Source organism: Thioalkalivibrio sp. AKL19 (assembly GCF_000420165.1).
In the GTDB taxonomy this organism is placed as follows: domain Bacteria; phylum Pseudomonadota; class Gammaproteobacteria; order Ectothiorhodospirales; family Ectothiorhodospiraceae; genus Thioalkalivibrio.
In genome coordinates, this window is record NZ_ATUK01000002.1 from 49,947 (window position 1) to 69,922 (window position 19,976).

Annotated in this window: 18 protein-coding genes; 7 read left to right on the forward strand and 11 right to left on the reverse strand. The window is 68.6% G+C overall.

The genetic code is table 11. The features are described 5' to 3' along the window. Positions 1 to 4: 4 nt before the first annotated feature. The 5 genes from F817_RS0100780 to F817_RS0100800 all read right to left on the reverse strand — a co-directional run bounded on the left by F817_RS0100780 (position 5) and on the right by F817_RS0100800 (position 5,155). Positions 5 to 691 carry a riboflavin synthase gene (locus F817_RS0100780; protein WP_024325857.1) on the reverse strand — a complete coding sequence of 229 codons (687 nt, stop codon included), beginning with the start codon at positions 689 to 691 and terminating at the stop codon, positions 5 to 7. Between the two features lie 352 nt (positions 692 to 1,043). After that, positions 1,044 to 2,219, reverse strand: a complete 1,176-nt coding sequence (gene ribD / locus F817_RS0100785) for a bifunctional diaminohydroxyphosphoribosylaminopyrimidine deaminase/5-amino-6-(5-phosphoribosylamino)uracil reductase RibD (RefSeq protein ID WP_024325858.1) — start codon at positions 2,217 to 2,219, stop codon at positions 1,044 to 1,046. Next, positions 2,219 to 2,800, reverse strand: coding sequence for a transcriptional regulator NrdR (gene nrdR / locus F817_RS0100790; RefSeq protein ID WP_029680990.1), 582 nt, complete (start codon positions 2,798 to 2,800; stop codon positions 2,219 to 2,221). Before nrdR ends, ribD begins: the two co-directional genes overlap by 1 nt. Positions 2,801 to 2,831: 31 nt before the next feature. Next, positions 2,832 to 4,091 (reverse strand): serine hydroxymethyltransferase, encoded by a 1,260-nt coding sequence (gene glyA, locus F817_RS0100795; RefSeq protein WP_024325860.1) that lies wholly within the window; start codon positions 4,089 to 4,091, stop codon positions 2,832 to 2,834. 269 nt (positions 4,092 to 4,360) lie between these two features. Then, the gene (locus F817_RS0100800) at positions 4,361 to 5,155 is read right to left on the reverse strand and encodes a transglutaminase family protein (protein ID WP_024325861.1); all 795 of its coding nucleotides are present in this window, start codon (positions 5,153 to 5,155) and stop codon (positions 4,361 to 4,363) included. A 150-nt stretch (positions 5,156 to 5,305) separates the two neighbouring features. On the opposite strand from F817_RS0100800, the gene F817_RS0100805 reads away from it, so the two are divergent. The 7 genes from F817_RS0100805 (at position 5,306) to F817_RS0100835 (ending at position 13,565) form a co-directional block, all read left to right on the forward strand. After that, positions 5,306 to 6,304 carry a TAXI family TRAP transporter solute-binding subunit gene (locus tag F817_RS0100805; protein ID WP_024325862.1) on the forward strand — a complete coding sequence of 333 codons (999 nt, stop codon included), beginning with the start codon at positions 5,306 to 5,308 and terminating at the stop codon, positions 6,302 to 6,304. Further along, positions 6,297 to 9,080 carry a TRAP transporter permease gene (locus F817_RS0100810; RefSeq protein WP_024325863.1) on the forward strand — a complete coding sequence of 928 codons (2,784 nt, stop codon included), beginning with the start codon at positions 6,297 to 6,299 and terminating at the stop codon, positions 9,078 to 9,080. The genes F817_RS0100805 and F817_RS0100810 overlap by 8 nt, the downstream gene beginning before the upstream one ends. 29 nt (positions 9,081 to 9,109) lie before the next feature. Beyond that, positions 9,110 to 9,514, forward strand: coding sequence for a DUF302 domain-containing protein (locus F817_RS0100815; RefSeq protein WP_024325864.1), 405 nt, complete (start codon positions 9,110 to 9,112; stop codon positions 9,512 to 9,514). 22 nt (positions 9,515 to 9,536) lie between these two features. Then, entirely contained in the window at positions 9,537 to 10,646 is a 1,110-nt protein-coding gene (glcE, locus tag F817_RS0100820; RefSeq protein ID WP_024325865.1) for a glycolate oxidase subunit GlcE, read from the forward strand. Between the two features lie 4 nt (positions 10,647 to 10,650). After that, entirely contained in the window at positions 10,651 to 11,916 is a 1,266-nt protein-coding gene (glcF, locus tag F817_RS0100825; RefSeq protein ID WP_024325866.1) for a glycolate oxidase subunit GlcF, read from the forward strand. A gap of 64 nt (positions 11,917 to 11,980) precedes the next feature. Continuing rightward, positions 11,981 to 13,165 carry an alanine--glyoxylate aminotransferase family protein gene (locus F817_RS0100830; protein WP_026182143.1) on the forward strand — a complete coding sequence of 395 codons (1,185 nt, stop codon included), beginning with the start codon at positions 11,981 to 11,983 and terminating at the stop codon, positions 13,163 to 13,165. Positions 13,166 to 13,235: 70 nt separating this feature from the next. After that, complete coding sequence (locus tag F817_RS0100835) at positions 13,236 to 13,565, forward strand: hypothetical protein (protein ID WP_018169389.1); 330 nt, start codon at positions 13,236 to 13,238, stop codon at positions 13,563 to 13,565. 285 nt (positions 13,566 to 13,850) lie between these two features. On the opposite strand, the gene F817_RS0100840 is transcribed toward F817_RS0100835, so the two are convergent. The 6 genes from F817_RS0100840 to F817_RS0100865 all read right to left on the reverse strand — a co-directional run bounded on the left by F817_RS0100840 (position 13,851) and on the right by F817_RS0100865 (position 19,883). Beyond that, positions 13,851 to 14,381 carry a phosphatase PAP2 family protein gene (locus F817_RS0100840; protein WP_024325867.1) on the reverse strand — a complete coding sequence of 177 codons (531 nt, stop codon included), beginning with the start codon at positions 14,379 to 14,381 and terminating at the stop codon, positions 13,851 to 13,853. Then, complete coding sequence (locus F817_RS0100845) at positions 14,356 to 15,588, reverse strand: glycosyltransferase family 1 protein (protein WP_024325868.1); 1,233 nt, start codon at positions 15,586 to 15,588, stop codon at positions 14,356 to 14,358. The genes F817_RS0100840 and F817_RS0100845 overlap by 26 nt, the downstream gene beginning before the upstream one ends. Before the next feature lie 24 nt (positions 15,589 to 15,612). Further along, positions 15,613 to 16,353, reverse strand: coding sequence for a 1-acyl-sn-glycerol-3-phosphate acyltransferase (locus F817_RS0100850; protein ID WP_018951173.1), 741 nt, complete (start codon positions 16,351 to 16,353; stop codon positions 15,613 to 15,615). Positions 16,354 to 16,357: 4 nt separating this feature from the next. Then, positions 16,358 to 17,173: a GNAT family N-acetyltransferase gene (locus F817_RS0100855; protein WP_018951172.1), complete on the reverse strand. Its 816-nt coding sequence runs from the start codon at positions 17,171 to 17,173 to the stop codon at positions 16,358 to 16,360. A 157-nt stretch (positions 17,174 to 17,330) separates the two neighbouring features. After that, the gene (locus tag F817_RS0100860) at positions 17,331 to 17,744 is read right to left on the reverse strand and encodes a rhodanese-like domain-containing protein (protein ID WP_018146120.1); all 414 of its coding nucleotides are present in this window, start codon (positions 17,742 to 17,744) and stop codon (positions 17,331 to 17,333) included. A 105-nt stretch (positions 17,745 to 17,849) separates the two neighbouring features. After that, positions 17,850 to 19,883, reverse strand: a complete 2,034-nt coding sequence (locus F817_RS0100865) for a thioredoxin domain-containing protein (protein ID WP_024325869.1) — start codon at positions 19,881 to 19,883, stop codon at positions 17,850 to 17,852. Between the last annotated feature and the right edge of the window lie 93 nt (positions 19,884 to 19,976).

Sequence of the window (19,976 nt, forward strand, 5' to 3'; positions counted from 1 at the left end):
GCGACTAGTCGCGCGAACCGGAGTGATTGGGAAAACCCTGTTCGGCCAGCCAGGCCTCAGACAGATCGCCCGCCTGCCCGCCCGGCTCGGCCGCGCGATCGCCCAGCATCAGGCGTTCCAGATAGCGAGCGATCAGGTCCACCTCGAGGTTGACCGGCGTGCCCACCGCGTACACGGCAAACCGGGTCAGGGACCAGGTGTGCGGGATAATGTTGACCTCGAACTCGGCGCCATCCACCCGGTTCACGGTCAGGCTGGTGCCGTCGATGGTAATCGAGCCCTTGGCCGCGATGTAGCGGGACAGGGCCGCCGGCGCCCGGAAGCGCACGCGGGTGGAGCGCGCGTCGGGTTCCATCGCCACCACCTCGCCCACGCCATCGACATGTCCGGACACCATGTGCCCTCCCAGGCGGTCACCCAGGGCGAGCGCGCGTTCCAGGTTCACCCGGTCACCCGGACCGAGACGGCCCAGCGTGGTGACTTCCAGCGACTCGCGCGAGACGTCGGCGGCAAAAAAGCCATTGCCCGGTAGATCGGTCACCGTCAGGCAGACCCCATTGACCGCGATGGAATCCCCCAGTCGGGTATCCGAGAGGTCCATCCCGCTCGCATTGACGTCCAGCCGCACATCGCCCCCGCTGGGGGTGAGGCGCTCCAGGCTGCCAAGGGTCTCGATGATTCCGGTAAACATGGATGTCCACTCGTTCGGGCACGCCCGCGATCGCAACGCCGGGCTACAGGCCGCCCATCATAGGGAAACGCTAATCAATTCGCACCACGACCCGGGCGTTTATAGTGGCAACGCCGGTCCTCGCAAGTCCTTCAAGGGCCATCACGAAGCCACGAAGCAGGTCAATGGCGATTACAGATCGGAAGGCCTTGGAACGAAGCCGAACAGGGGGCCCTATGGTTTATCCAGAGCCGAGGCGTTGGATTGCCGCGCCTCGAGCTCCATCATCCTCCCCGTCTTCCTGTCGATCGCTCTTGCTACTTGCCCTGCCCGCTCTTCCTGTCGTCGTGCGCTTCGTGATGCAAACAAGCCCTTACGAACGCGGACGGGCACGCAGGCGCAGAGTGTCGCCGACCCAACGGCTGTCGACGACCTCGAGTTCGGCCCGATCCGCCATGCGCGCCAGCGGCCATTCCACCAGCGGGCGGGCACTGGAACCCAGCAGCAGAGGCGCCTGGTAGATCAGCCATTCGTCCACCCAGCCCCCGCGGGCCAGTGCCCCCGCCAGGCCGGGGCCGGATTCCACGTGCAGCTCGTTGATCTCGGCGCGTCCCAGCTCATTCAGCACGGCGCCCAGATCCAGACCGCCCTCGGCCGATTCCTCCGCCAACGGCACGGCCCGCACCTCGGCACCCTTGCCGCGCAGCGCGTCCGCCGCGGGCGAGCCCACGACGTCCGGGCCCGTAAGGATCCAGACCGTCCCCTCGCGCAGGATCTGCGATCCCGGCGGCGTACGCAGGCGGGCATCCACGATCACCCGCAAGGGCTGACGCCCGGGCAGGTCGTGATAGTGCGGGTCGTCGGGGAAGCCGGCGTGGACGGCCAGTTCGGGCGGCTTCATCCGCACGTTCAGGCGCGGGTCGTCGCCGACCACGGTACCGCTGCCGGTCAGGATCGCCCCAGCGCGTGCGCGCCACAGCTGCACGTCACGGCGCGCCGCCTCGCCGGTAATCCACTGCGACTCGCCGGAGGCCATGGCCGTGCGCCCGTCGAGGCTTGCCGCCAGCTTGACCCGCACCCAGGGGCGGCCGTGGACCATGCGCTGGACGAAGCCGGGGTTCAGGGCCCGCGCCTCGGCCTCCAGCACCCCGCTGTCGACCTGGATGGCCGCCGCCTGTAGCGCCCCGACGCCGCTCCCGCAGACCTGCGGGTTAGGATCCTGCATCGCGATCACGACCCTCGCCACACCCGCCCGGATCAACGCATCGGTACAGGGCGGGGTACGGCCGTGATGGCTGCAGGGCTCCAGGGTGACATAGGCGGTCGCGCCCCGGGCGGCCTCGCCGGCTGCCTGCAGGGCGTTCACCTCGGCATGCGGATCGCCGGCCTTCCAGTGCAGGCCGGCACCGACCTCGCGGCCATCGCGCACAATCACACAACCCACCCGCGGGTTCGGATCGGCGGTGAACCGGCCGTAGTCCGCCAGTTTCAGGGCGCGAGCCATGTGACGGCGGTCGGCGATCGCCTGCTCGGTCGTGGGCGTCTCCATTACTCCCCCTTCTCCGAGCCGCTCCCGGTCTCCGGGGTGGCCCGTCCATCCGCTGTCGGTTCCGGGGCGATGCCGGTCGCCTCCTCGTCGATCAGGCGCATCTGCGACCGGCGCATCTCCGGGCTGAGATCTTCCTCCAGCCGTTCGATCGCCTCGCGGAAGGACTGCACGCTGGCGAAGCTGAGATAGATGGAGGCAAACCGGATATAGGCCACATGGTCCAGCCCGTGCAAGGCCGCCAGCACCATTTCGCCGATCCGGTCGGACTTCACCTCGGGGGCGGTGAGCGCCGAGAGCTGGCGCTTGATATCGTCGATCACCCACTCGACATCGTCGGTCTTCACCGGGCGCTTGTGCAGTGCCCGGCGCAGACCGCTGCGCAGCTTTTCCTCGTCGAAAGCGACCCGTTCGCCGGAACGCTTGACCACCCGCGGCAGGCTGAACTCCGCCCGCTCGAAGGTGGTGAAGCGCGCGCCGCAGGCGCGGCACTGACGCCGGCGCCGGATCTGTTCCTGCTCCGGGCCGGCCACCCGCGAATCGACCACGCGGGTGTCCTGGTCATGACAGGACGGACAGCGCATCGCAAACCGTCAGCCCGGCGCCCGGCCGGAATTATTCGCCGGCGCCGTACACCGGGAAGCGACGGCAGATCTCCAGCACCTTTTCGCGCGTCGCGTCGATCACCTGCTCGTTCTCGACATCGTCCAGCACGTCGGCGATCCAGCCGGCCAGTTCGCGGGACTCGGACTCGGTGAAGCCACGGGTGGTCAGCGCGGCCGTACCAATGCGGATGCCAGAGGTGACGAACGGGGACTGCGGGTCGTTCGGGACCGCGTTCTTGTTGACCGTGATGTTGGCACGCCCGAGCGCGGCGTCCGCCGCCTTGCCCGTGATGCCCTTGGCAACCAGGCTCAGCAGGAACAGGTGGTTATCGGTACCACCGGAGACGATGTCGAAGCCGCGTTCGACCAGCACCTCGGCCATCGCGCGGGCATTGGCGATCACCTGCTTCTGGTAGGTCTTGAATTCCGGCTCCAGCGCCTCCTTGAACGCCACCGCCTTGCCAGCGATGACGTGCATCAGCGGGCCACCCTGGGTGCCCGGGAAGATCAGCGACTGGAACTTCTTGTTCAGTTCCGGCTGGCCCTTGGAGATGATGAAGCCGCCACGCGGCCCGCGCAGGGACTTGTGCGTGGTGGAGGTGACCACGTGGGCGTGGTCGATCGGGTTGGGGTACTCGCCGGCGGCAATCAGGCCGGAGACGTGGGCCATGTCGACCATCAGGTAGGCACCCACGGAATCGGCGATCTCGCGGAAGCGCTTCCAGTCCACCACGCGCGAATAGGCGGAGAAGCCGGCCACGATCATCTTCGGCTGGTTCTCGGTGGCCAGGCGCTGGACCTCGTCGTAGTCGATCAGGCCTTCGTCGGTGATGCCGTACTGCACGGCGTTGTAGATCTTGCCGGAGAAGTTCGGCTTGGCGCCGTGGGTCAGGTGGCCGCCCGCGTCCAGGCTCATGCCCAGCACGGTGTCATGCGGCTGCAGCAGGGCCATGTAGACCGCGGCATTCGCCTGCGAGCCGGAATGCGGCTGCACGTTGGCATAGTCGGCACCATAGAGCTGCTTCAGGCGGTCGATCGCCAGCTGCTCGACCACATCGACATGCTCGCAGCCACCGTAGTAACGCTTGCCCGGGTAACCCTCGGCGTACTTGTTGGTCAGCACCGAGCCCTGCGCCTCCATCACGCGGGGGCTGGTGTAGTTCTCCGACGCGATCAGCTCGATGTGCTCTTCCTGGCGCTGCGCCTCGTTGCGGATCGCGTTCCAGAGTTCGTCATCGTAGCCGTTGATGCTCATGTCGATCGAAAACATTCGGGTCTCCCGTTCAAAGCTTCGGATTCAGCGGATTTCGGCGCGCCAACCGAGCGGAGCGCTGCCGTCAAAAAGGCCGCTTAGCATACGCCATCCGGCCCTTTATTTCAGGCCGCCCCCGGCCCGACGGCGCGGCGAAGCTCTCTCCTGCGTGCGCCATTCCGCTGCGTTTCCGATGTTGAATCAGGGACTTCCGGACCCTCGGCCGGCCCTCCTGGCGGGCCGCGACGAATCCTCTTCCACTACCCGGGAATGCGGGCCCCGGGAGCTCAGTCGGGCATCTCGATACGGCGCACGGCGACCTCGTGGCGCGTGGGGTAGACCGGCAGCCCGAACTGGTTGTAGATCGCCACGTCGGCCGCATCACGCCCGTAGCCCACCACCACATAGCCGCCACGCAATTCGGCCTGGGTCGGGTCGAAGGTATACCAGCGCCCCCCGACAAAGGCCTCGAACCACGCATGCATGTCCATCGGCTGCAGGCCGTGCAGATACCCGACCACCATGCGCGCCGGGATGCTGAGACTGCGGCAAAGCGCGATGCCCAGGTGGGCCAGATCGCGGCACACCCCGCTGCCGCGCTGGTTCACCTCCACCGCCGAGATCGGGATGTCGCTGGTGCCCGGGAGATACTCGATGCGCTCGCGCAACCACTGCGTGATCGCGGCCACCTGGTCGTAGCCCAGCCACTGGCCGGCCGTGATCTCGGTTGCCATCAGGTTGAAGCGATCCGACTCGCAAAAACGGCTGGGCAGCAGATAGCCGAGCACGGCATCCGGCAGGGACTGCACCTCCACGAAGGGAGCGCCAGGGGTTTGTTCCAGCGCGTCGGCCGTTTGCACCTCGGCCGCCGTATGGATCGAGAAAGGCCCTGGCGGCGCCACCAGGCGCTGGCAGAGATTGCCGTAGACGTCCACGAACTCGGTCACCGGTGCGTTCGGCACCAGCCGGTATTCCTCGCGCCCGATCCACTGGATCGGCCCGCTGCGCGGGCGCAGCATCAGCACGAACGGCGTCGGGACCGGGATCTCGAATTCGAAGTCACAGCGGGTTTCAAGCCACATGGAGCAATGCCTGCGTCGGGTGAAGCTTCCACACTACGCGCCGGCCCGCCATAGAACCAGCGAATTCGTGCGCCCGCGCGACTCGCGCGGGCGTGTACATTGCGCTTCAATTCCCTACACTCCCGATACCGCCTGTTCCCCGGAGAACACATGCGAGGATCGCACGTGCGCTGCACCCCGACACGCCGCCTGACCGGTGGACTGCTGGCCCTGGGCCTGTTGCTCCTTGCGCCGCTGTCCGCGGCGGAACAACGCTTCATCAACATCGGCACCGGCGGCGTCACCGGCGTGTACTACCCCGCCGGCCAGCACCTGTGCCGGCTGTTCAACACCCGCCGCGACAGCCACGGGATGCGCTGCACCGCGGAGAGCACCGGGGGTTCGGTATTCAACCTGAACATGGTGCGTTCCGGCGACATGGACTTCGGCGTGGCCCAGTCGGATCTCCAGTACCACGCCTATCATGGCAGCGGCCGCTTCGAGGCCTTCGGACCCGGCGACCACCTGCGGGCGATGTTCAGCCTGCACCCCGAGCCACTGACCCTGGTGGTGCGCCCGGATGCGGACATCCAGGGTCTCGATGACCTGCCGGGCAAACGGGTGAACATCGGCAACCCCGGCTCCGGACAGCGCACCCTGATGGAAGAGCTGATGGCGGAGCTCGGCTGGGACCACGACACCTTCCGCCGCGTCGGCGAACTGCCCTCGCGCGAGCAGGCGCAGGCGCTGTGCGACAACCGGATCGACGCCTTCGTCTTCTCGGTCGGGCATCCGTCGGCGGCGATCCAGGAGCCGATCGCCACCTGCGACGCCCGCCTGGTGTCCATCGAGGGCCCGGCGATCGAGGAGCTGATCCGCTCGACGCCCTATTACCTCACGGCCGTGATCCCCGCCGATACTTACCCGGGGCAGGACCAGGACATCCGCACCTACGGGGTCGGCGCCACCCTGGTCACCTCGGACCGCACCTCGAACACCGCTGCCTACGAGCTGACCCGCGCCGTATTCGACAACTTCGACACCTTCCGCGGCCTGCACCCGGCGTTCAGCGGTCTCGAACGCGAGGGCATGGTGGACGAGGGCCTGTCCGCCCCCATGCACCCCGGCGCACGGCGCTATTTCCGCGAGGCAGGACTGATCGATGACTGAGACTCGACCCCAGGACCCAGCCGCCCCGGATGACCGCCAGGTCGCCGAACTGGAGACCGGCGGCCGCCACCCGGGCCGCGCCACCCGCAGCCTGATCTGGCTCACCGCCGTGGCCTGGTCGCTGTTCCAGATCTGGATCGCCTCGCCGATCGCCGACTGGGTGGACATCTTCGTCGTCTCCGAGACCGAGGCCCGCTCGATCCACCTGGCGTTCGCGATCTTCCTCGGCTATCTGCTATTCCCGGCGGTCCGCGCAACCGCCCGCGGCAAGGGCTGGCAGCACGCCATCGGCATCCTCTATGCCCTGGGTGGGCTGGCCCTGATCGCACTGGGGCTGTGGCAGTTCCTCGGCCTGGAACGCCTGGGCGAGGTCTACCTTGCGCTCGGCATCGCCCTGGTCGCCGTGGCCTGGCCGCTGCTGCGCGGGAACGACCCCGTGCATCGCGTGCCGCTGGGGGACTGGGTGTTCGCCGCGGTCGCGGCCTTCAGTGCCCTGTACCTGTACCTGTTCCACGAGGCCCTGGCGGCACGTCCCGGCGCCCCCACCGAACTGGACCTGATCATAGCCGGGATCGGTCTGATCCTGCTGCTCGAGGCGACCCGCCGGGTGCTCGGCCCGGCGCTGACCATCATCGCCGCGATCTTCCTGTTCTATACCTTCGCCGGGCCGCTGATGCCGGACCTGATCGCCCATCGCGGCGCCAGCTACCCGCGCGCGATGGCCCAGCAATGGCTGTCCAACGAGGGGGTGTTCGGCATCGCGCTGGGGGTCTCCACCAGCTTCGTGTTCCTGTTCGTGCTGTTCGGGGCGCTGCTGGAACGCGCCGGGGCCGGTGACTACTTCATCCGCGTCGCCTTCGCCCTGCTCGGGCACCTGCGTGGCGGCCCGGCCAAGGCGGCGGTGCTGGCCTCCGGAATGACCGGCGTGGTCTCCGGCTCGTCGATCGCCAACGTGGTCACCACCGGCACCTTCACGGTTCCGCTGATGAAGCGGGTGGGCTTCGCCCCGCACAAGGCCGGGGCCGTGGAGGTCGCCAGTTCGGTCAACGGGCAGCTGATGCCGCCGGTGATGGGCGCCGCCGCGTTCCTGATGGTCGAGTACGTCGGCATCCCCTATGTCGAGGTGCTCAAGCACGCCATCCTGCCGGCGCTGATCGCCTATATCGCGCTGATCTACATCGTCCACCTGGAGGCCTGCAAGAACGGCATGGAGGGCCTCCAGCGCGCCACCGTGACGACCTGGCGCGGACGCCTGATCAGCTTCGCCCTGACCGTGGCCAGCCTGATCATCCTGGCGGGTGCGGTGTACTGGGGACTGGGCTGGATCAAGACCGTCGCCGGCGACGCCGCGGCCTGGATCATCGCCGGCCTGTTGTTCGCCACCTACCTGGTACTGGTCTGGATCGTCGCGCGCGAGCCGGACCCCGAGGCCCTGGATACCGAGCGCCCGCTGCCGCGGGTCGCCCCCACGGTCCTGAGCGGGCTGCACTACCTGCTGCCGCTGGTGGTGCTGGTCTGGGCGCTGGTGGTCGAACGCCTGTCGCCGGGGCTGGCGGCGTTCTGGGCGGTGGCGTTCATGATCTTCATCGTGCTGACCCAGCGCCCGCTGGTGGCCCTGTTCCGGCGCCAGGGGCGTCTCCTGCAAGCCGCGTGGGTCGGGGTCTGGGAACTGTTCCAGGGCTTCGAGACCGGCGCGCGCAACATGATCGGTATCGGCCTGGCCACCGCCGCGGCCGGGATCATCGTCGGCACGGTGGCGATGACCGGCGTCGGGCTGGTGCTGACCGACCTGGTGGATACCCTGTCCGGCGGCAACCTGCTGCTGGTGCTGGTGCTGACCGCACTGATCAGCCTGGTCCTCGGACTGGGCCTGCCGACCACCGCGAACTACATCGTCGTGGCGACCCTGATGGCGCCGATCATCGTCGATCTGGGGGCGCAACACGACATCCTGATCCCGCTGATCGCGGCCCACCTGTTCGTGTTCTATTTCGGCATCATGGCGGATGTGACGCCACCGGTGGGGTTGGCCTCTTTTGCCGGCGCGGCAATCGCCAAGGCCGACCCGATCCGCACCGGGATCCAGGCCTTCGCCTACAGCCTGCGCACCATCGCGTTGCCGTTCTTCTTCATCTTCAACAGCCAGTTGCTGTTGATCGGGGTGGACAATGTGTTCCAGCTGGCCCTGGTGTTCTTCGGCTCGCTGGCCGGCATCCTCGCCTTTACCGCGGCCACCCAGGGCTGGTTCCTGACCCGCAGCCGCTACTGGGAGTCCGCCGCCCTGCTGGTGGTCGCCTTCGTGCTGCTGGTCCCGACGGTGCTGATGGATCGCATCGTGCCGCCTCACCAGCACCAACCGGCGGAGACCCTTTTCGAGGTCGTCGAGACCATCCCGGACCGCAACTCGCTGCGCCTGGAGGCCACCGGCATCGACCTCGAGGGGCGCGAGATCACGCGCACCGTGATGTTCCCGCTGGGCGATCCCGACCTGGCGCCGCGCGAGCGCCTGGCCGACGCCGGGCTGGACGTGCGCTTCGACCCGGACGACCAGAAGGCACAGATCCAGACGGTTGCTTTCGGCAGCCCGGCCGGCCGAGTAGGGTTGGAGGGTGGCTGGTCGATCACCGGCGTACTGGTACCGACCGACCGCCCCAGCCCGTACTGGTTCTACTTGCCAGCCCTGGCGCTGGGTCTGCTGATAGCCTGGAACCAGCGCCGACGCTCGGAACCGCCGGGAAGCGGCCCGACCGCCGACGCCCCGGCGCTTTCGGCGTAGCCACATCCATTGCCAACGGAGTACCCGCCATGGAACAACCCAAGTACGGATTCAACGTGATCGTCCAGGGCGATATTGCCAGCGTGATCGAGCGCACCACGGCCGCCCTGGGCGAGGAAGGCTTCGGCATCCTCAGCGACATCGACGTGGCCGGGGCCTTCAAGAAGAAACTGGACCTCGATTACCGGCCCTACCGCATCCTCGGCGCCTGCAACCCGAACCTCGCCCGGCAGGCTATCGAGGCCGATCCCAACATTGGCCTGCTGCTGCCCTGCAACGTGCTGGTACAGGACAACGAGAACGGCACCTGCACCGTCGGCTTCATGGATCCGGTCGCGGTGATGGGACTGGTTGACAAGCCCGGCGTCGAGGACCTGGCCACGGATGTGCGTCATCGTCTGGAGCGCGTGCGCCTGGCCCTGGAGACGGGCTAGCGCCCGGTCGCGCCCGCGCTTGATGGAGACCGGAACCGACCAGTCCGCGATGCTGGCCGAGCGCATCCGCTCGGCCGGCGATGCCGGCCACCGCCTGGCCCTTGCCGGTGGCGGGAGTCAGCGCACGCTTGCCTTTCCCGCCGGCCTCGAGGCGGACGTCCGACCGCTGGAGGCCAGCGGTCACCAGGGCATCGTCAACCTGGCGCCCAGCGAGCTGGTGGTGACCGTGCGCGCCGGCACACCGGTGATGGAACTGCAGGCCGCGCTGGAGGAGGTCGGCATGATGCTGCCCTTCGAACCGGCCATGCCCACGCCCTCCAGCACCGTGGGCGGCATGGTGGCCCTGGGCCTGTCCGGCGCCCGGCGCCCCTGGACCGCCAGCCTGCGCGACGCCGTGCTTGGCACCCGTATCGTCAACGGTCGCGGCGAGATCCTGCGCTTCGGCGGCGAGGTCATGAAGAACGTCGCCGGCTTCGACGTCTCGCGGCTGATGGCCGGCAGCCTCGGCAGCCTGGGGCTGCTGCTGGAGATCAGCTTCAAGCTGCTGCCCGCCCCCGCGTACCAGGCCTGGCTGCGCCAGGAGAGCTCCGCCGCGGCCTTCATCGAGCAGGCGCGCGACTGGGGCCGCACCGCCCTGCCGTTCTCGGGTCTGGCCTGGGCCGACGGGGTCAGCCACATCCGCCTGGGCGGTGGCCAGGAGGCCGTACAGGAGGCCGCCGAGCGCCTCGGTGCCGAGCCGGACGTTGACGGCCCGGCCTTCTGGACACGGCTGCGCGACCGCCACCTGCCTTTCCTCACTCGAGCGGTGACCGGCAGCGAACGCCTTTGGCGCCTGAGCCTGCCGCCGGCGACCCCGCCGCTGGATCTGCCGGGCGACTGGCTGCTCAACTGGGGCGGTGGCGAGCGCTGGCTGCGCTCCACCGCCAGCCCGGACACGGTCCGCGCAGCGGTCGAAGATGCGGGCGGGCATGCACGGCTGTGGTTCGGCGATCCGGCCGGCGCCGCCTGGCTGCAACCGCGGCCCGCGCCGCATGCACGGCTGGAGGGCGAGGTCCGCGCCGCCCTGGATCCGGACGGGATATTCTTCGCCCCGCTGCTCGCCCCCCATCCGCGTATCGCACGGGCAAGCTGAGACCATGGAAACCCGCCTGCACCCCCGCTTCGAGCGCGACCCGGCCGCCCGCATCGCCGAACAGGCCCTGCGCAACTGCGTCCACTGCGGTTTCTGCAACGCGACCTGCCCTACCTACCAGGAGCAGGGCGACGAGCTGGACGGTCCGCGCGGACGCATCTACCAGATCAAGGAGGTCCTGGAGAGCGGCGAGGCAAATGCCACCACCCGCACCCACCTCGACCGCTGCCTGACCTGCCTCAACTGCATGACCACCTGCCCCTCCGGGGTCGATTACAACCACCTGGTCGCCTTTGGCCGGGAGGTGATCGAGGAAGACCTCCCGCGCGGCTGGCGCGACCGGCTGCTGCGCACCCTGCTGGTCCGCGCGCTGCCGGCGCGCTGGCCGTTCCGTCTCGCCCTGGGGCTGGGCCGCCTGGCCCGCCCAGTGCTGCCCGCCACCCTGAAGCGCCGCGTGCCCGCACGCCACGGTGCCCGGGCCGGTGCAACCAACATTGGCGCGGTGACTCCGGCGGGCTTTCCCCACGGGCGCGTGCTGTTGCTCGGCGGCTGCGTGCACGATGCGATCGACGCCCGCATCAACGCCGCACTCCGGGGCCTGCTCGGGCGCCTTGGCATCGAGGTGGTCGAGGCCGGCGAGGCCCGCTGCTGCGGCGCGGTGGAACACCACCTGGCGTTCGCGGAGCGCACCCGCGAGCGGGTCCGGGCCAACCTCGACGCCTGGGAGTCGATTCTTGCGAACGGGGTGGACGCCGTCGTCAGCACCGCCAGCGGCTGCGGCGTGATGCTGCGCGACTACGCGCACATCCTCGCCGACGACCCGACGTATGCCGCACGCGCCGCCCGCTTCACGGCGCAGGTCCGCGACCCGGTCGAGCTGTTCGATATCCAGACCATCCGCAGCCTCGGCATCCGGGCGCCGGCAGATCACCCGCCCGTCGCCTGGCATGCCCCCTGCACCCTGCAACATGGCCAGGGCCTGGCCGGCCGCGTGGAACCGCTACTGCAGGCCGCCGGCTTCCACCTGGTGCCGGTCGCCGAGCCGCATCTGTGCTGCGGCTCGGCCGGAACCTATTCCATTCTCCAGCCGGCGATGGCGGGCCGTCTGCGCCAGCGCAAGCTGGACAACCTCGAGGCCAGCGGCCCCGCGCGCATCGTGACCGCCAACATCGGCTGCCAGACGCACCTGCAGTACGGGACCGATACGCCGGTCGAGCACTGGCTCACACTGCTCGAACGCCACTGCGGCGCAACTCCCGCCGGTGCGTAGGGGCGCTTGCCCAAGCCCCGACGGCACTCTAGATTCCCCCTTTTCCAATCCGGTAGACGCATCCATGCAGGCAAAATCCTTTCTCCCCCCGCAGCGCACCCTGATGGGCCCCGGCCCCTCCGACGTGAATCCGCGCGTGCTCGCCGCGATGAGCCGCCCGATCATCGGCCATCTGGACCCGGTGTTTGTCGGCATGATGGAGGAGATGAAGGGCCTGCTGCAGTACGCCTTCCAGACCAACAACGCCCTGACCCTGCCGGTCTCCGCCCCCGGTTCCGCCGGCATGGAGACCTGCTTCGTGAACCTGGTCGAACCGGGTGACAAGGTCATCGTCTGCATCAACGGCGTGTTCGGCACCCGGATGAAGGAGAACGTCGAGCGCTGCGGCGGTACCGCCGTCCTGGTCGAGGACGACTGGGGCGCCCCGGTCTCCCCCGAGAAGGTCGAGGACGCGCTGAAGGGCAACCCGGACGCGAAAATCCTGGCCTTCGTGCACGCCGAGACCTCCACCGGGGCGCGCTCGGATGTCGAGACGCTGTGCCGCCTGGCCCGCGAGCATGACTGCCTGAGCATCGTCGACTCGGTCACGGGCCTCGCCGGCAGCCCGCTGTACGTGGACGACTGGGGCGTGGACGCGATCTACTCCGGCTCGCAGAAGTGCCTGTCCTGCACCCCGGGCCTGTCGCCGGTCAGCTTTAGCGAACGCGCGGTGGAACGCATCCAGGCACGCAGCCACAAGGTGCAGAGCTGGTTTCTCGACCTCAACCTGGTCATGGGCTACTGGGGCGGCGGCGGCAAGCGTGCCTACCACCACACCGCGCCGATCAACGCCCTGTACGCCCTGCACGAATCGCTGGTGATCCTGGCCGAAGAGGGCCTGGAGAACAGTTGGTCGCGCCACAACCGTCATCACGACGCCCTGCGCGCCGGACTCGAGGCCATGGGCCTGAGCTTCCTGGTGGACGCCGAGCATCGCCTGCCGCAGCTGAATACCATCCACGTGCCGGAAGGCGTCGACGAGGCCGCGGTACGTGGCGAACTACTGAACCGCTACGGCCTGGAGATCGGCGCGGGACTCGGCCCGTACGCGGGCAAGGTCTGGCGCATCGGCCTGATGGGCCATGGCGCCAACGAGAAGAACGTGCTGCTGTGCCTGTCCGCGCTGGAGGCCGTGCTGGCCGACATGGGCGCGGTCACCCCTGGCCGTGCGCTGTCCGCCGCCCGCGCCACCTACGCGCAGCAAGGCTGAACCATTACCGGCCGCCGTCATCGCCTGCGAGCGATGACGGCGCTTCGAGACCCAACGGGAGACCTACACCATGACGCTAAGTCAACTGCTGCAGTATCTGGACGAACACATGGACGGCGTGTTCCTGGACGGCGACCCCGCCGCGTCACTGGAAAAGGCGCGCAGCGGAGACCACCGCAACCCCATCGCGGCCGAGGTCCTGGTCGCCCTGATGGACGGCGCCGGTTCCGACAGCCCGGACGCCACCATGGAACGGGCCGAGGCGGTCAAGTCCATCGGCCCGACCCGCCTGAAGTACATGGGCGACGACGCCCCGGTCGAGGGCTTCCGCCTGGTGGAAAAGACCATCGTCACCATCGACGCCGCCTACAACGAGGAAGCGCTCGCCCTGCGCGGCTGACGCCGCGCCCTGCCCCCGGACACAGCCGGCGGGGCATTCCGTGGGCCATCACCCCGGAAAGGCCTGAACGCCCCGCCATCCCGGCCGGAGTGAAGCCCTCCTCGTCATCCCGGCCGGAGCGAAGCTGTCACCGCCCCCCGGCCGGAGCAAACCTCTCCCCGTCATCCCGGCCGCAACGAAGCGGAGAGCCGGGATCTCCGGGAACGCCCCGGGCCGTTCAACCAGATCCCGGATAACCGCTGCGCGGTTTCCGGGATTACAAAGTGGGTGACGCAGGTTCGGCTGTCAGAGCAGGCTGACCAGTCCAAGAACGGTCGCAGCCACCGTTGCACCGATCAAGGCGCCCATGGCGACATCGCTCGGGTAGTGCAGGGCCAGCACCAGCCGCGAGGCGGCCACCAGCACCGCGAACGGCACGACCAGCCACGCCCACACCGGGAGCCAAGCCACCAGGATCACCGCAAACCCCACCGCGTGCATGGTATGGCCGGAGGGGAAACTGAACTCATCCAGCGGATCCACGGTGCGCGCGAACGGACGACCACGATGGCAGGGGCGACGCCGGCTGGTGCGCCGTTTCAGCCACTTGTAGAGCGGCAGCGAGGCCAGCCCCACTACCGCCATCTGCAGACTGACCCAGGCCGCCTGCGGCCCATGGATCAGTGGCAGGGCAAGCATCAGCGCATACCAGATGGCCCCATCGCCCAGGCGGCTGATCCAGCCGAAGAACCCGCTGACGGCGCGACGGCGATTGTAGTGATTGAACCGCTGGCAGACCGCCAGCTCGAACTCATCCATCCAGTGCAGGACTCGCATCGCGCGCCTCTCCTAGCAGTTCCAGACAAACCGTTTCGAACTCGGCGACCACCTCGACCCAATCAAGGCCCCGGGCGCACGCCCGGGCGTGGCGCCCCATCTCGCTCCACCCCTCCCGGGCCTGTGCGAGTTCCGCAGCGACCATGAGGAAAGCCGCCGCATCCACGGTGACGTCTCCGGTAAAGCGCACCCGGGCACCGCTCACGCCGCTGATCACGTGCTCGTGAGCCGCCGCGGTATCGAAGGCCAGCACCGGGAGCCCGCTGGCCATGGCCTCGATCACCACGTTGCCGAAGGTCTCGGAGGTGGATGGGAACAGGAACAGGTCGGCGCTGGCGTAGTGCTGGGCCAGGGCCTGCCCCACCTGCTGCCCGGTAAAGATCAGGTCCGGGTGTGCCCGCTCAAGCGCGACACGGGAGGGTCCGTCGCCTACCAGTACCAGGCGGGCGTCGGGCAGGCGCTCCTGCAATGTTCGGAAGGCTTCCACCACCAGCCCCAGATTCTTCTCTGGCGCCAGTCGGCCGACGTACAGGACCACCGGCCCGGGCCCCCATTGCCGACGCAGGCGCGAGGATCGCCGTGCCGGCGTGAAGTGCCGGGTATCCACGCCGCGCGCCATCACCCGCACGCGCTCGAAGCCATGGCCTGCAAGGCTTGTGGCCAGTGCCTGCGTGGGGGCCAGGGTTACGTCGCAGCGATTGTGGAAACGGCGCAGGACGGCCCGCACCAGAGGCGTCAGCCAGCCCACGCCGTAGTATCGGGCATAGCCATCGAAATGGGTGTGAAACCCCGATGCGACGGGGATCCCGAGGCGCCGTGCCGCGCGCAGGGCCGAGTGGCCAAGCGGCCCTTCGGTCGCGACATACACAGCGTCGGGCCGGTGTTCGGTCCACAGCGCCGTCAAGCGCCGGCGAGCCGGCAATCCCATGCGCAAACCGCTGTAGCCCGGAAGCGGCAACCCCGGCAATGGCCGCTCCTCCATTAAACCGTCCGTCTCCAGCGGGTCCACGACGACGGCCTTCGATTCGCCCGGCTGGCACGGACGCAGCACCTGCACGCGATGGCCGCGGCTGCGCATCCCCTCAACCAGGCGCGCGAGGGTATGGGCCACACCATTGACCTCCGGTGGCCAGGTCTCGGTCACCAGGGCCAGGTTCAGACATGGGCGGGAGGGGCGGCGGGATTCCGTGTGTAGCGGCGACGACATGGTGAACCCCCTCCCCGCCCGCCGCTACGAGGCGCGGGCGCTTGCGCGCCCCGAAGGCGGATCGACCGGCAGGCCGAGCACATCGACAATGGCGCTGCGGGCGCCGTCGGCCAGACTGCGCCGATCCTGGTTGGCGGATTCCAGCGGGGCCAGAAGATGCAGGTCCACGTGCGTCTCGCGCCGACACAACAGCTTCCAGACATTCGAGATCAGGCGATCGTCTTCCGCGTAGGACACCGGCACCGGGCCGTTCGGCATGCCTTCGTAGGCCAGCGCCACCGGCTGCACCGGATGCTGGGTGCCGGCCACGGCCGCAAACAGTCGCGGATGAAACCGGCGTACGAACTCGCCGCGGCTGGTCGTGCCTTCCGGGAACACCACGAACTGCAGGCCCTCGTCGAGCCCGGCCCGCATCGCCTCGAAGTGGGCCGACGCCTGATTGGCCCCGCGTTCGATAAAGCGGGTGTCATGCTGACGACCGAGCCAGCCGATGATCGGCCAACGTGCGATCTCCGCCTTGGAGAGGAAACAGGTGTCCATCGCGGCGCCGATCAGCGGGATATCCAGCCAGGAGACATGGTTGGCCACCACCAGTGATGTACGCCGGGGTTCCTCGCCATGGATCCGGAGCCGCACCCCCACGATCCACAGCGCGCGGTCGTACCAGGCGCGGCGGATGCGGCTGCGTTCCGCGAAATCGGCCCCCCGGCGGACCATCCTCCAGGTCAGCCAGACCCCCGCCAGCATGTGCAGCACGATGCGCATCAGCCTACCCAGTGCCCGCAGTGTTCCGGTCATGCTCCGTTCCTCGGCTTGCGGGCGTCATAGCGCCCATGAAGTGCCGATGGTAACGGTCCGGCATGGCGCGCACATCCAGCAGGACAAGCACGTCGGCCACATTGAAATCGGGATCGAAACAGGCCTCGCCGCAGACCCGGGCACCCAGGCGAAGGTAGGCTTTCAGCAACGGCGGCAGCCCGGTACGGCTGGGTGTGCCATGGCAGATGGTCAGGGAATTAGGCAGCGGCCGACGCGGCGTCACCCGCAGACGTGACGGGGCTCGATGGAACAGGCGTAGCCAGGCCAGCTGGGCCGGCGTCTGCTCGCTCAATGGCAGGCTCGCACAGCCCATCAGGTAGTCGTAACGATGGGCGTTCATGAACCGCGCCAGGCCGGTCCACAGCGCGTTGATCGCGGCCCCCTGACGATGATCCGCGCGCACGCAGGTGCGGCCGATCTCCAGAGTCTTCCCCGGGAGATTCATCAACGGGCCCAGTTCGAATTCGGACAGCGAGTAGAAGCCACCGGCCGTGCTGGCGCTCTCCTCGGTGAGGATGCGGGTGCAGGCAACCACCGTACCGGAGCGCCGTTCGCGCACCAGCAGGTGATGACAGAAGGGGTCCAGGGGATCCCGGTCCAGACCGGATCCAGCATCCGGAAGCGCAGCCCCCATCTCGCCAGCGAAGACCTCGTGGCGCAGGCGCTGGGCCGCCTCGAGCTCCGACGGGCTGGACGCGAGGTGGATGCGGTAGGCGGTTTCGTTTGCCGCGATCGGTGTAGCTGGGGACAGCTGCGGTTCGCTCATGGTGGCGACCTCCGGCTGAACTGTCCCGGAGACTACGCCGCGTGGTTGACCGCCCCGTGTAGGAACGATGACGGTCGGATGAACCCGCCGCCGGAACCGTGCCCGAAGACGGCACCGTTCGGGGCGGAGGCCCCTGCCCCCGCCCCGCCAGCCCCTGCTACGGCAGCGGGCCCGTGTAGGCGCCGGATTCCACCGGCAGGTCCTCGCCTTCCCAGCTCTTGATACCGCCGGCGATGTTCACCACGTTGGTAAAGCCCATGTCCTGCAGTCGCTGCACGGACATCGCGGCACGGCCGCCGGTTGCGCACATCACGGCCACCGGCTTCTCGCGCGCGTTCACCAGCGCATCAATGCGGTGCGGGGTGTTGGGATCGGCCGCACCCTCCAGCAGGCCACGCGGAACCAGGATGGAGTTCGGCGCGTGCATCTTTTCGAACTCATAGGGCTCGCGCACATCCACCACCAGCCAGTCCTCGCCGTTCTCCATCTTCTCGGCAAGATCCGCCGGGGCGATCTCCTTCACGTTCTTCCGCGCCTCGGCGACGAAATCCATCAGCTTCTTCTCGCTCATTCGAATATTCCCTTTTGCAATGAATCGGACTACCCCCCGCAGGAGCCTGCTTGCAGGCTCCTACACACGGGCTCTCATTCTACCGTGGGTGCGAGTCCGGGCGATTCAACCCTCGTCGAGCGCACCTTCCAGCGCAACGGGATCGGTCACCGGGGCCGCGCACTGCAACCCGCGACAGACATAGGCCCGCACGCCCGTCTCCGGGGCGGCTTTCTCTGCGAGCGCGGCGGGCAGATCGCCGGCCTGCGCGGGAATCGCGAAGGTCCACACCGGAGCATCCTGCGCCCGCAGTCGCTGCTGCCACGCGGGAAGTTCGTCGGCTGGCCCCCGCAGCACGACCAGGGCCGGCGCCTGGTAATGGATGTCCAGCGCGGTCAGCAGGCTCATGTGGCCCAGTGGCGCCTGCTCGACCATCGGGCCGGCGTTCGCCAGCGTGCGCTCGGCCGCCTCCAGGTAGCGGGGTTCGGACAGCAGGAACCCGAGTTTCTGCAATACCTGAGCGGCGGTCCCGTTGCCGGCCGCCATGGCATCGTCGGCATAGACCTTCGGGCGCTGGATCAGTGCCTCGTGATCCCGGGCGGTGAAGAAGAAACCGCCCTGTTCGCGGTCCTCGAAGTCCTCCAGCAGGGTGTCGGCCAGCGTGGTGGCCCAGGCCAGCAGGTCGCTGTCCCACTCGGCCTCCAGCAGCGCCAGCGTGGCCTCCAGCAACAGGGCGTGATCGTCCAGGTAGGCGCGCGGCATCGCGCCGGTCGCCCCCTCGCGCACGCTGGCGTACAACCGGCCGTCGCGCCACAGACGCTCGCGCACGGCGGTCATCGCCTCGCGTGCCAGGCGCAACCATTCCGGGCGCTCCAGGGCGCGCGCGGCACGCGCCAGGCCCGCGATCATCAGGGCATTCCAGGCGCCCAGGATCTTCTCGTCGCGATGCGGTCGCACCCGGTCCTCGCGTGCCGCGAGCAGGCGTTCGCGGGCCCGGTCCAGACGCGTGTTCGCCTCCGCTTCGTCGATCCCCAGCGCATCCGCGACGGTCGCCGCTGGTGCCACCTCGTGCAGATGCCAGCGCCCCTCGAAATTGGCCGGGCCGTGGAGTCCCCAGACCCGGCTGGCGACGGCCCACTCGTCCTCCGTCAGGAGCGCCTGGACCGTCTCCGGGTCCCAGACATAGAAGCGTCCTTCCTCGCCCTCGGAGTCCGCGTCCAGGCTCGAATAAAAGGCCCCGGAGGGATCCCGCATCTCGCGCTCCAGCCAGGCGACCGTCGGCTCCACCACCCGCCGCGCGCATTCGTCGCCGTGCGCGGCGCGCTCGGCGTACAGTGCCAGCAACGGCCCGTTGTCGTAGAGCATCTTCTCGAAGTGCGGGATCATCCAGCGGGCATCCACCGAGTAACGGCAAAAGCCACCGCCCACCTGATCGAAGATCCCGCCGGCGGCCATCGCATCCAGCGTGCGGGCCAGCATGCGCTCCGCCTCGGCATCGCCATGGCGCGCCGAGTGCCAGGCCAGCCACTCGAGCGAGGCTGGGTGCGGGAACTTGGGGGCGTCACCGAAACCGCCGAACTGCTCGTCGAAGGTCTTCGCCAGTTCGGCGCGCCCCTTGTCGATGACACTGAGGGCCGGGATCGCGCCACCGGCCGGGCTGTAGATCCGCCCCAGTGCCTGCTGCAACGAGTCGTTCTGGCGCTGGATCTCCTCGGGGTGCTCGGCGAGGAAATCGGACACCCGGGTCATCAGGTCCACGAACGACGGCAGGCCGTGGCGCGGGGTGCTCGGGAAGTAGGTCCCGGCAAAGAACGGCACCTGGTCCGGGGTCAGGAAGACGGTCAGCGGCCAGCCACCGGGGCGCTGGGACAGCAGCATGTGCGCGTTCTGGTAGATGCGGTCGAGGTCCGGGCGTTCCTCGCGGTCCACCTTGATGTTGACGAAGCGCTCGTTCATCACCGCAGCGGTGTCCGGGGCCTCGAAGGACTCGTGGGCCATCACGTGGCACCAGTGGCAGGCAGAGTAGCCAATCGACAGCAGGATTGGCTTGTCCTCGCGGCGTGCGCGTTCCAGCGCCTCCTCGCCCCAGGGGTACCAGTCCACGGGATTGTCGGCGTGCTGCAGCAGATACGGGCTGCTGGCCCCGGCCAGTCGATTCATCGCGCGGCCTCCTGGAGAACCTGGAAAAATAGATCGGGCTGCCCGCATGCAGGTGCATGCCGGGGCCCGGGCGAGTAGCATGTGCAGCCGGTT